At 42.1% G+C, this 11,695-nt stretch carries 13 protein-coding genes and 2 pseudogenes; 9 read left to right on the top strand and 6 right to left on the bottom strand.

Going from position 1 to position 11,695, the window contains the following annotated elements; translation table 11 throughout:
• Positions 1-121 precede the first annotated feature (121 nt).
• On the bottom strand, positions 122-1,093 hold the full coding sequence (locus tag OCU90_RS21705; RefSeq protein WP_061021977.1) for a LysR family transcriptional regulator: 972 nt from the start codon (positions 1,091-1,093) through the stop codon (positions 122-124).
• 100 nt (positions 1,094-1,193) lie between these two features.
• Between OCU90_RS21705 and OCU90_RS21700 the strand changes: the two genes are divergently transcribed.
• The gene (locus OCU90_RS21700) at positions 1,194-2,546 is read left to right on the top strand and encodes an MATE family efflux transporter (protein ID WP_061021975.1); all 1,353 of its coding nucleotides are present in this window, start codon (positions 1,194-1,196) and stop codon (positions 2,544-2,546) included.
• A 202-nt stretch (positions 2,547-2,748) separates the two neighbouring features.
• On the opposite strand, the gene OCU90_RS21695 is transcribed toward OCU90_RS21700, so the two are convergent.
• A complete protein-coding gene (locus OCU90_RS21695) occupies positions 2,749-3,186 on the bottom strand; it encodes a Spy/CpxP family protein refolding chaperone (protein WP_017087288.1) in 438 nt (145 codons plus the stop codon).
• 226 nt (positions 3,187-3,412) lie between these two features.
• Between OCU90_RS21695 and OCU90_RS21690 the strand changes: the two genes are divergently transcribed.
• A complete protein-coding gene (locus tag OCU90_RS21690) occupies positions 3,413-3,658 on the top strand; it encodes a hypothetical protein (protein ID WP_029223306.1) in 246 nt (81 codons plus the stop codon).
• A 27-nt stretch (positions 3,659-3,685) separates the two neighbouring features.
• Here OCU90_RS21690 and OCU90_RS21685 read toward each other — a convergent pair whose 3' ends face one another.
• Positions 3,686-3,883 carry a hypothetical protein gene (locus OCU90_RS21685; RefSeq protein WP_017077466.1) on the bottom strand — a complete coding sequence of 66 codons (198 nt, stop codon included), beginning with the start codon at positions 3,881-3,883 and terminating at the stop codon, positions 3,686-3,688.
• A 102-nt stretch (positions 3,884-3,985) separates the two neighbouring features.
• Between OCU90_RS21685 and OCU90_RS21680 the strand changes: the two genes are divergently transcribed.
• From OCU90_RS21680 to OCU90_RS21670, 3 genes are all read left to right on the top strand, one after another.
• On the top strand, positions 3,986-4,990 hold the full coding sequence (locus OCU90_RS21680) for a response regulator (protein WP_004731662.1): 1,005 nt from the start codon (positions 3,986-3,988) through the stop codon (positions 4,988-4,990).
• 1 nt (position 4,991) lies between these two features.
• A complete protein-coding gene (locus tag OCU90_RS21675; protein WP_061021973.1) occupies positions 4,992-5,429 on the top strand; it encodes a PAS domain-containing protein in 438 nt (145 codons plus the stop codon).
• An 865-nt stretch (positions 5,430-6,294) separates the two neighbouring features.
• Positions 6,295-7,338: a GMP reductase gene (locus OCU90_RS21670; protein WP_009844818.1), complete on the top strand. Its 1,044-nt coding sequence runs from the start codon at positions 6,295-6,297 to the stop codon at positions 7,336-7,338.
• A gap of 140 nt (positions 7,339-7,478) precedes the next feature.
• Here the strand turns inward: OCU90_RS21670 and OCU90_RS21665 are convergent.
• Positions 7,479-7,616: pseudogene (locus OCU90_RS21665) on the bottom strand (transcriptional regulator); the annotation flags it as partial.
• Positions 7,617-7,948: 332 nt separating this feature from the next.
• Here OCU90_RS21665 and OCU90_RS21660 point away from each other — a divergent pair.
• From OCU90_RS21660 to OCU90_RS21645, 4 genes and pseudogenes are all read left to right on the top strand, one after another.
• Positions 7,949-8,377, top strand: coding sequence for an ester cyclase (locus OCU90_RS21660; RefSeq protein WP_017104805.1), 429 nt, complete (start codon positions 7,949-7,951; stop codon positions 8,375-8,377).
• Between the two features lie 75 nt (positions 8,378-8,452).
• On the top strand, positions 8,453-9,082 hold the full coding sequence (locus OCU90_RS21655) for a LysE family translocator (protein WP_017104804.1): 630 nt from the start codon (positions 8,453-8,455) through the stop codon (positions 9,080-9,082).
• A gap of 559 nt (positions 9,083-9,641) precedes the next feature.
• Complete coding sequence (locus OCU90_RS21650) at positions 9,642-9,782, top strand: DUF285 domain-containing protein (RefSeq protein WP_240513376.1); 141 nt, start codon at positions 9,642-9,644, stop codon at positions 9,780-9,782.
• Between the two features lie 51 nt (positions 9,783-9,833).
• Positions 9,834-9,935, top strand: a pseudogene (locus OCU90_RS21645) (IS66 family insertion sequence element accessory protein TnpA); the annotation flags it as partial.
• 205 nt (positions 9,936-10,140) lie between these two features.
• On the opposite strand, the gene OCU90_RS21640 reads toward OCU90_RS21645, so the two are convergent.
• Positions 10,141-11,127, bottom strand: a complete 987-nt coding sequence (locus tag OCU90_RS21640; RefSeq protein WP_061021971.1) for a hypothetical protein — start codon at positions 11,125-11,127, stop codon at positions 10,141-10,143.
• A 216-nt stretch (positions 11,128-11,343) separates the two neighbouring features.
• The gene (locus OCU90_RS21635; protein ID WP_017105149.1) at positions 11,344-11,667 is read right to left on the bottom strand and encodes a hypothetical protein; all 324 of its coding nucleotides are present in this window, start codon (positions 11,665-11,667) and stop codon (positions 11,344-11,346) included.
• Positions 11,668-11,695: the final 28 nt, after the last annotated feature.

Raw genomic sequence — 11,695 nt, 5'->3', positions numbered from 1 at the left:
AGAATAAGATGCCAATATCTGTGTACTGGTTCATAGGGCGTAAGATAGGTCATTCGAATCGATAAATAAACGTTATAAATTATAAGGTTAATGCAGTTTTAAAAAATGAGGCACCGATCCCCTAATAATCTTGGATAACACCAAACCAATGGTTCTGATGGGATAGTGATTTAAGCAACTCGATCTCTTTTTCTGTCTCTTCCCTAAGCCATTCAATAAGGTCATTGATGATAGGCGTGTGAGTACGTTGGTGCATGAAGTAAGTCCAAGCACTGTGTTGGATCTTTGCATTCTTAGGGCAGTACAAGAAGCCTCGTTGGAGATCTTGTTGTACTAACAATAGATCCGTGACCGTAACGCCTTCACCGGATAAACAAGCACTGAGTGCCATATCTAAAGACAAGAAACTGGTATTTCTGACGGGTTTCTTTGGTGGGAATTCAACATCGGCCAACCACACTTTCCAGTCGTGATGATCTAAGGTTGGGTGGAGTCTTGGTAAAGTTAAGATCGAATCGAGGTCGGTGTCTTTATTCGTTAAGTTGGTCGAATTAGTTAAGCTAGTCGAGCAGACCGGTGCCATAAACTCTTCACGCAAGAAGGTGATGTCAGGTGCCTTGTCATAGCGTTTTTTGAAACGCGTGTGGAAGATCAGTAGATCATACTCACTACTATTAATCGATTCGTCTTCCTCAATCACAGGAACTATGACGATCTCATGATCTTGATAACGCTCGTTTAATTCCCTGACTTTAGAGATCAATACTCGCGTCGCGAAACTTAAGGTCGCTTTGATCACGATACGTTTCTGCTTGGGCTCACTCCAAGAGGCAATGATAGCTTCGATATTGCCGTAGCTTTCACGCAAAGCCACATACAAATCATGACCTTGTACCGTTAATTCAATCGCTCGATGCTTACGAATAACCAGTGATGCGTTTAACTCATCTTCAAGCTGTTTGATCTGTCGGCTGATTGCACTTTGTGTCACATGCAGCTCTTCGGCAGCCAGAGTAAAGCTCATCAGCCTTGCAGCAGCTTCAAACGCTTTTAAGCCATTATGTGAGGATGGCAAGCTAGGATATGGGGTCATAATTCGTTCGCATGAGTTTATGGAATGCTAGAGTCTCAAATTTATCAATTGAACGCCAGCCTCTTCGATCGTATTTTGGGCGGAATTAACTGAGGCGCTCATGAAAAAAATACTTACTCTTGCATTCCCTTTGATCATTTCACAGCTGATCTCTATGGCGTTAGTCCTTACCGATGTTTGGATGATGTCGCGTATCAGTGTGTCAGCCCTTGCGGCTGGTGGCTTAGGCGCCTCTATCTACTTTTTCATCTTCATTATTGCGAGCAGCACTGTGGGTTGTGTCGCCAACTTGATTGCGATTGCTTATGGTCAGCGCGTAGCTCGCCCTGAGTTTGGTAACACTCAAATTAGATTGGCTGTGAAAGGCGCAACTATGTTGGCATTCGTGCTCAGTGTGACCTTAATGGCCAGCTTCTGGTTTGCTCCGTTGGTATTGGAAGCCGCCAAACAGCCGCCAGAAGTGATCACTTTAGCCATGGAATATGTCCATGCTTTGAAGTGGGTGATGTTACCTTCGCTGATCTTATTGGTGCTTCGTGGCTTAACCAGCGCGTTTGGCAATGTGCGCTCCATTCTTGTGATGTCTATTATCACCGTAATTCTGAATGTGCCAGTCAGCTACTTCTTAACCTTCCAATTAGACATGGGCTTAACGGGGTTAGGGCTAGGTACGGCTATCGCGGCATTTATCGTGATGGTTGGATACACGGTTTGGGTATTCAAACGTGACGAATTCAAGCAGTTCGCCCCTTGGTTAAACACAGATGAGTATTCAATTAAGTTGATGAGTCCGCTTTTAATGATGGGTTTACCTATCGGATTAGCAGCATTACTTGAACATGGCCTTATTTACGGTGGCACCTTGATGGCGGGCACGATCAGTATTGCTTCGTTAGCCTTACACCAAATCCTGCTGCAATGCTTAAGCTTCACCTGGAACTTCAATTTCGGTTTCTCACAAGCTGCGGCGATTTTGGTGGGGCGTGATTTCGGTGCGGGAAACTACGAAGGTATCAAAAGAACCTCGATTCTCAGCTTTATCTTGGTGTCGGTGTTGAGCGTTGCTTTGTCTGCCGTGTTCATCATATGGCCCGAAATGATCGCGTCTATCTTCAAGCTGGACGATGGCACGGGTGCGATGACTTCACTGTTGGCTTCTGTTATCTGGGTCGTCGCTCTGTGCTTTATTGTTGATGCTTGGCAGTTACTGGCGATTAACCTGCTAAGAGGCATGAAGATTGTCTCTATGCCAACCGTGATGACTGCTATCGGTTACTGGGTATTTGGCTTACCTGCCGCTTGGTATTTGATGCCAAAATTTGAATTGGCAGGGATCTGGGGTGGAATCGGCGTTGGTTTGGGCGTGACAGGTATTCTGCTGCTTATCCAATTGATGCGTGTCATTCAAAAGAACAGCAAGTCTCCGGATTTGTCGAATCATGCTTATACGTGATTTGCTAATGGTGTACTGAACACAAAAAAGCCGCAGTTATCATAATGACTGCGGCTTTTTGTTGTCTATTCAGATTCTCCCTTTTCTGGGGGAGATGGGAGTGAATCAATATCAGGATTAGGGGCAGCTATTTTCTACCAGACGATTTATTGCCAGACTACTTTCTACCAGACTATTTTCCACCAGACTACTTTCCACCAGACTACTTTCCACCAGAGAGCGCAGACTTCATCATGGTTTTGAACTGCTCTTTCTGCTCTTCAGTTAACACATTATAAATGTTGTTCTTGAGACGCATCTCTTGCATCACCATCGACTTCTCGGTTGCTTGAACGGTGTCGATGATCTTTTCCATCTCGGCTTCATTGAAATCAGGTTGAGTCACAAGGCTGATCTGTTTCTTCTTGAGCTCGATCGCGCTATCCATGTCAATCTGTGTTCTATCAGATTGGTAGCCTTCAACAAGGGAGATGACTTCCGCGTGTTGCTCTTCGCTTAGGTTTAAAGAAGCAATAACCATTTGCAGTGGGCTCACTGCGGGTTGTGGCGGTTGTTGTGGTGATGAAGCACTCACAAACGGAGCGGTAACGAGTAGAGCTGAAGCAGTTAATACACAAAGCGACTTTTTCAGTGATTTCATTGAATTTCTCCTGTTAGTGGAAACATGAGTATAGATGGCGAAGCTGAACTCGATATGAACACGCTGTTCAGTTAAGTGTGCTCAGCGATTTACGTTCACTTAAATTCGTTCAGATAAGTACCTTTAAGTAAGTAGAGAGTGGGTTAGACCTTGGTCTTACAGAAACCTACGGCAAAGGTGACTAGAATGATTTGAGTTGCTCACCGTTTTATCAAGGAATACACAAATGGAAGTTGGATTGTTCTGGGCTGAAAAAGGAATGTTAGTGCTTGGCGCACTGTTTGTTTTGACAAGCATGATGCAGTACGGAAGACGCAGTAGCGATTGGAAGGGCGTGATTACAATGTTTTATAAGCGCATCCCAATGAATATCGCGGAATACAAATGGTATCGTTTGGGTATCGCTTTATTGGTGTTTGCTGTGGTTATACGTTTCGCATTACTGATCCTATGGCCTTCATACCAGTTCTAGTTCTTCACATTACGTCTCTTATCATGGCTACATAAAGCCGATAAATGAATGAGCAAACCGAGCCTTAATAAACTCACTTATTAAGGCTGCCATTTCATAAATTAGCTCTATTGCTCTATCAAAAAGTGCTATTACTCTATAATGATCAACGGTTATTACCTTTGTAGCATATTGTTTTTCATGAAGAATAATGCCAGATAATAGCTCACCTGCTTGTTCCATCATTCTTACTAATAATCTACACATAAATTCATTCACCCCGTACCTGATACTATAATGTTCTGTTACACTCGTTCGAATTAGCTTTAATTTGTCAGTGGTGCATTTATGTCGTTCCCAGTTCTTATATGTGATGATTCTGCGTTAGCAAGGAAGCAGATGGCTCGATCACTGCCTAGTTCTCTAAATGCAGATATAACTTTTGCTGTTCATGGGCTTAATGCACTTGAAGAGCTCGCTCAAAACCAATTCAAATTGATGTTCCTCGACCTCACCATGCCCGAATTAGACGGCTATGGCACATTGGAAGAGATGCAACGTTTAGGCGATACCACGCCTGTTGTCGTTGTTTCTGGTGACATACAACCAAAAGCGCAACAGAAGGTGCTGGATCTTGGCGCCAAAGCATTTTTGCAAAAGCCGATCGATAAAGAAGCGCTAAAAGCCATTTTACGTGAGCATGTTGAGCCGCCAAAACAACCTCAAATCATTACCCCAACCGCTTTAGAACTGCCAATACTTCGCAGACGCGATATCTATATGGAAGTCGCGAACGTAGCGATAGGCCGTGCCGCTGATGCACTGGCTCGTCACTTTAATGTGTTTGTTCACCTACCGCTGCCGAACGTTAACATCTTCGAAGTGAGTGAATTGCACATGGCACTTCGCGACCTAGCCGACAACGACCAAGTGTCCGGTGTTTGCCAAGGCTTCAGCGGAGAAGGCATTGCAGGTGAAGCACTAGTTTTGTTGAGTGATTCCAGTGTGAGCGACCTTAAGAAGCTCATGAAGGTGCCAACAGAAAGCGAGCAGCTAGAAGAACTAGAGCTGCTGATGGATGTATCGAACATCTTAGTCGGCTCTTTCTTGAATGGGTTAGGGGAGCAATCAGAAGTTCGTTTCTTCCAGAGTTCGCCTGTTCTACTAGGGCAACATATCTCGATCGACTCGGTCATCGAAAATACCAGCGGCTCATTTAAAAAGACCATGACATTCGAGGTCAGCTACAACATCGACGGCACGTCCATCCGTTGTGACCTTCTATTTATGTTTGTTGATGAGTCTTTGCCACTTCTAGACAACAAATTGGCCTACCTAATGGAGGAGTTTTAATATGCTGAATCTTCCTGCTGAATTTGAACAGTTTCACTGGATGGTGGATATGGTTCAAAACGTCGATATGGGGCTGGTGGTTATTAACCGTGATTTTCAGGTACAAGTCTGGAATGGTTTCATGACACACCATAGCGGTAAGCAATCGCATGATGCGATCGGTAAGTCTATCTTTGAACTGTTCCCTGAGATCCCAGAAGAGTGGTTTAAGCTGAAAACCAAGCCAGTCTATGACCTAGGCTGTCGCAGCTTCATTACATGGCAACAAAGGCCTTATCTGTTTAAGTGCCGCAATGTTCGCCCTGTAACTCAACAAGCCGATTTCATGTATCAGAACGTGACGCTGAACCCAATGCGCTCACCAACTGGACAAGTCAGCTCATTGTTCTTGTCTATTCAAGATGCGACCGCTGAAGCGTTAGTCTCTCAAAAGAACTAGATCGCTCTATTCGCCAAACAACGCATTCCTATACGCGCATTAGCATCAGTCTGATCAGCGAATAAAAATGGCTAAGGTTAACCACCTTAGCCATTTTTTGCTTTCTATTCTTCAAATCTTGTCTTTCCCCCCAGTTTTTCACGTCAACCAATCCTCTTTTTCTGAGCGCTTTGCAGAGTCTTCCAGGTTAAATGAACGAAAGGGCAGCCACGAAATTAGCTTTTGGAACGGTAATGCTACGGGTGAATAGAAATTGGATTTATAAAGTACAAGCTTGAAAGCTTCATTTAATGGAGTGCGAGGGCTCGACTCTCAAACCCAAGTGAATATTGGTCTCTAGATTGAGTCCTTTTCACTCTACTTTTCTAAGTGACTGCAAAACAGAAACGTCACGAGATTAGCCAATTTGGTCAAAAACAGATAAAAATTGGAAAATAATCGAATTTATTTAAGAAAAAAGGCATTTTTTTGTTGGAGAAAAGTGTGGCTTTTATGTGATTTTGAGGCGCTTTCTTCACATATTTGCATTATGAGGGCGATATTGCGTGAAATATGAAGGAAAACGATTGCGCAATAAACCAACAGCGTTTGCGCGAATGGTTCACTAAGTTATTAATTAATAAGAATTTAGTTGGAAAGTGTAACTGATGAAGTTTTAGCGGATATGGAATCTTTGAGAGGATAGCATAAAAAAAAGTGAAATATCAGACTTGCTGTTACTAAATCACGACCTATAATGCTGAAAACCGGAGCGTCTGCCAACGCTCCGGTTTTTTTGTGTCCGAAGAAAAGTAAACTCGTCTGCCAACGGTTTTACTACGCATTTCGCGAGAGACACATAATTTTATGAATCAAGGAAAACACCATGCGTATCGAACAAGAACTTAAGTTAGGTTTCAAAGATGTACTCTTCCGTCCGAAGCGTTCTACCCTTAAAAGCCGTTCTCAAGTTGAATTAACCCGCGATTTTACATTCAAGCATAGCGGTCGTCAATGGTCTGGTACTCCAGTAATTGCAGCGAACATGGATTCGGTAGCAAGCTTTGAAATGGCAGCTGCTCTAGCAGAGCACGGTGTTATGACTGCAGTACACAAGCACTACACAGTAGAGCAGTGGGCTGAGTTCGCTAAAACAGCAGACAAGAAAACTCTGAACAACGTTTTTGTATCAACAGGTACATCTGAAGCTGAGTTCGAGAAAGTTAAGAAGATCATGGCTCTTAGCGAAGAGTTTGTATTCATCTGTATCGATATCGCTAACGGTTACTCAGAGCACCTTGTTGAGTTCGTACAGAAAGTACGTGCTGAATTCCCGACTAAAGTTATCTCTGCTGGTAACGTTGTAACGGGTGACATGGTTGAAGAGCTAATCCTAGCGGGCGCAGACATTGTTAAGGTTGGTATCGGCCCTGGTTCTGTTTGTACTACACGTGTTAAAACAGGCGTAGGTTACCCTCAACTATCTGCAATCATCGAGTGTGGCGACGCGGCACACGGCCTTGGCGGCATGATCATCGGTGACGGTGGCTGTTCATGTGCGGGTGACGTATCTAAAGCGTTCGGCGGCGGTGCTGACTTCGTAATGCTAGGCGGCATGCTAGCAGGTCACTCTGAGTCAGGCGGTGAAGTTGTAGAGCAAGATGGTAAGCAATACATGAAGTTCTACGGCATGTCTTCACAGTCGGCTATGGACAAGCACTCAGGTGGTGTTGCTAAGTACCGTGCTGCGGAAGGTAAAACTGTTTTACTTCCATACCGTGGTTCAGTTCACAACACAATTTCTGACATCCTTGGTGGTGTACGTTCAACTTGTACATACGTAGGTGCAGCAAAGCTTAAAGAGCTAACTAAGCGTACGACTTTCATCCGTGTACAAGAGCAAGAGAACAACGTATTCGGTAAAGAGTAATCTGAACGAGTTCGAATAGTTTGAAAATCAAGAGCCGCTTTTTAGCGGCTCTTTTTGTTTGAAATCGTTAATTCGCGACAAAGTGGTGGAAGAAAGTTTTTGATAGTGTGGACAGCATGTTGGGTGGGTGCGAAGTGAGCCTATCTCACTAGCTCTTGGCGCTGATCGGATGCAAGAGCTTTAATCATTTCAAAAACTAACTGAGAAGTAGTTTTGTCCGATGGACTAAGAGTATGAGTGAAGGCTAGGTTCATTACGAAGGAATGGCCACATTCGGGGCAAACTACTCTTATATCACACCATAGACTTATCGGAATGATAAGCCCACGGTACTAAATTGTGGTGATGATTTACACAGTTTTATCATTTTAGAGACATCTTTTTCTATTAGTAAATGGGCGTACTTACCTAGATGAACCATAGCTGTCGGACTATGTAGAAAAATTCTGTATTTTGTGAAGTGATCAATCATCAGCGAAAGTAAGGTATTGATCGTATTGCATATCAGTGTGTATTCTCCCTGTATAAGATTACTAGATAGAAAAATTCTGTATGTAAATGCAGAATTTTTTGTCTAATAAAGCTGTTAGCAGGAGAGAAGGAATATTTGATGTCAGTTGAAGAAGTGGTTAGAGGTTTTATTGAGGAAGTAAGGTCGGGGAAACAGCTAGACTTAGTTAACAAGTATCTAGCCCAAGTAGTTGTCGCTCATCAAATTGTATCTGGAGTCTCACAAGCAATTGAAAGAACTCCTGAAAACTATCGTGAACACGTCGAAGAGTTTCTAGAGGCTTACGGTAATTTTGACCTCAAAGTAGAAGAGTTTTTAGTTCAAGGAGCGAAGGTCTACGTACGTTGGCGTCAAGAAGGTCGCCATGAGGGAGTCATTTATGGTTATGAGCCTACAGGTTTAGAACTTTCTACAGTAGGAAGCGCAGTGTACCGAGTCAGTGAAAACCAAATAGCGGAATATTGGATTCAGCAAGAGAATCAAGGTTTAAGAGGGCAGTTGGAAGAAAACCTTAAGAAATTCAGCTAACAAGTATTTAAGAGTGATTCGTAACGCTTGGCGTTGTTTTTCCCTTAATAGAAGATAAGTTTTATATGAGGAAATATGATGAATTTTGAAAATTGGTTAGCGTTTTGCTCAATTGCATTTATTGCAGCAGCAATTCCTGGTCCTGCGATATTGCTAATATCAACGCATAGTCTAGAGTTCGGGGCTCTACGTGCTCTTATTACCGCAGCGGGTAATGTGACTGGACTTTTTATTATGTCTACTTGCTCTATATTGGGATTAAGCGCGCTAGTGATTGTTTCTTCAACAGCTTTTTCGATCATAAAAGTAGTTGGGGCGTTATATCTTTTGTATATGGGAATAAAGCTATGGCGTAGTGGTGTAAACCTAAAGACAGCCGACAGCATATACCAAACAAAATTTAGTGCTTGGAGCCTTTATTCTCAAGGACTTCTGGTTTCATTAACAAACCCAAAAGCTATTATATTTACATCTGCACTTTTTCCACAGTTCATTAATACTTCAGAGCCTTTATTTATTCAATTTTTAATATTAGTTATTACTCTAATGATGTGTTCATTTTTATGTTTGCTTTCATATTCTCTTTTAAGTCAAAAGCTAAAAACTGGGACTAAAAAATTTGTATCAGGGAGCATTATTGGAAAGGTGTTTGGAACTACATTTATCAGTGCTGGTGCAGCTTTGGCAATTTCAACTCAGAGATAATTGAGAATTAGTACAAGTTTGAAGTGCTACTATCTCAGATAGCCACCCTTTCGGTGGCTTTTTTGTGCCTGTTAGATAGCCTGAAAGCTACGTGCTAGATGATGAAATTTCTATGATTAGAACGTTGAATAAAGGGATAAAAACAGAAACTAATCCCTAATAGAATTGATTTGTTAAGCTACTTAGTAACTCGATTGTTATTAGTTGGGCGGTTTTTTTAGGAGAGGGGTTCAATTTATACATTTGGGGATAATCTTCATCGGAAAAAGTGACCATAGCCAGTGAGCTTTCTGTATGGCTTAGAGCTAATTTTTATAAAATCATAGTGTTAACTCTGAAGTTACGTTCGATTATTTCCGCCTGCGCGCTACTCAGTTGTAGCTAAGCCTTGGCTAATGAGCCTAAAACAGTTGCCTATGAGTCAAACAAACCAGGAACCCTCATGGTTCTAGAGGATGAGTTGTTTGTAGTCGTCAATGGTCCACTCATTCGAAATTCAGACTATTGGTAAAACTTCTTAAATGGCAATATTCAATTCTGCACGACTCACGTAATTGATATGAGTGGCCTTCTTGCTAGTTATAAATACTTCGATCAGGACATCAGTAGTTGGGAGACTTCCCGTGTCACCAACATGAATCGCATGTTCTTCGGTGTTAAGCGCTTTGACCGTAAGCGCTCCATAAACCTCGCATTCTAATCGCCTAACACGAATAATAAGATCAAGTCACCAACCATGAGGAGATTTGAAATGGAAAAACGGTACACTAGTCAAGAGTGGCAAACGCTTATCGAGCAATCTGAATCGAGTTCATTGTCAACACTCGCATTTTGTAAGCTCAATGAACTCAATATCCAGAAAGGTATCGCCTTCACGTAGGTGCATTAGATAGCGATATATCGGAGCGTCCCTTAATCTCATTAGTGTCCTACAAAGCGGTTAGAGGACTAAGTTTGTTCTCCCATCTCGTTACTGAGGTTAACAAGGATACGTTGTTCAAAGGAGGCTTGAAGTGGCCAGTTTAGTCTGGCCACTTACGGATGAGTCACTTTTATGTTTATTCAGCTTTAATACCGAAGTAACTATCTTGAAGTAAATATGGGGTACACATTGCCGGAGCTTGCATTGGTTGGTTCATAGATTGAAAATTGATCGTACGGTTAAGTGGATCGTCTTTAGGTTTTGAGACTAATGGTATAAACCCAATATTTGTCGTGTCATCGAACAGGTTATGGTAGATGTTTGTGTAGGTACTTTTGTTATCGGATTCATAATAAAAGAATGCATCTTCTTCTGAACGTGAGAATGTAACGTTTTCTAGAGTTAGCCCGTTGATGTCAGAGTCAGCTATCTTATCTACTATGCTGGTTTTCCCATTATCCCCAGTAGGCTCACCGATAACTGTTATATCAGCTAGTGTAACGTTCGTTAAGGTTGACCTGGATACATTCCCACTAAGCAGAGATAGCGGCGATGACGAATGGCGGCTTACAAATGCATTCAAAAGCTCTAGGTTGTTAATACTAGATCGAGAAATACGTGAAGAGACTAAATCTCTAACAACTGCCAACTTTACCCCCGAAAGATCAATCGAGACATCTGTAAGCTCTTTGTTATCAATTGAATAAAACAACTGGTTGAATGGTGCACCAGTGGTTTCTATGTCTATGAATTTGACGTTTCGCCAATGATCATCGATGTCAAACAAGTGATCAAAGCTTTTTTCATTATGGATAGAAGTGTTTTCGAATCTAATGTTATTTAGATTTGCCTTAGTTAATTTATACCCTCTTTCACTTCGGAAATTCAGGTTCGTGATGGCATGACCATTACCATTGATGACTCCTGATAGGCTCTCAACTAAGGTAGGAGCGCTCGCACAATCTAGATTACCTACAATATCGATGTACAGTGGTCTGTTTTTTTCATTGTATATGTTCACCAGCTGATCACAACTAGCTACAGAATAGTAGCTTTGTGCAAATAACGTTGGTGAAAAGAGGACTGGTATAGAGGCAGTTAAGAGTGGTAATAAACGTCGCATGCAAATGATTCCTTCAGTTTTTTGTGGAGCATGCGAAGTTAGTTAGTCTTCCGTATGTATGCAATACAGTTATATAAATTAAGTTGCATATATCACAAATATGAATGAATTCTCGATTCAGGTGTTCGGTGTCTAATCATGGACGCTGAACCTGAATGAGATTAGACAAGATTAGTAATAACGAATACTAATCGTAGACTATCAAATCTGTCTGGATCAGTTTGCTAACAAGCTTTCCTTCACTCCGATTTCACAGCCTATGAACGTCGATTGTGCGAGCTCAACATGCAAGTAATAACGTTCCGGTTGGTTCATTGCTTGTTGGAACGTTGTAATACATCTATCTAAACGCTGTGAATTCTCGTAAGGGTTTTCTCGCCACTCAATACGAATTCTCTGCTGCGTGTGCTTTTCTATTCCACTAAGGCTATGTTGCTCACCGCCTAACTTGAAAGCGGTGACTTGTTCAAATAAGAATAAGTCGTTGGCTGAAGCTGTGTTGAACGAGAGTAGTGCTAATAATGCGAGTTTGCTTTTCATTTGGAGTGGCTCTTTAAGATAGGTTGAA

Origin of the sequence: Vibrio splendidus (assembly GCF_024347615.1) — a bacterium.
In the GTDB taxonomy this organism is placed as follows: domain Bacteria; phylum Pseudomonadota; class Gammaproteobacteria; order Enterobacterales; family Vibrionaceae; genus Vibrio; species Vibrio splendidus.
This window is presented reverse-complemented; position numbering and strand designations above follow the sequence as displayed.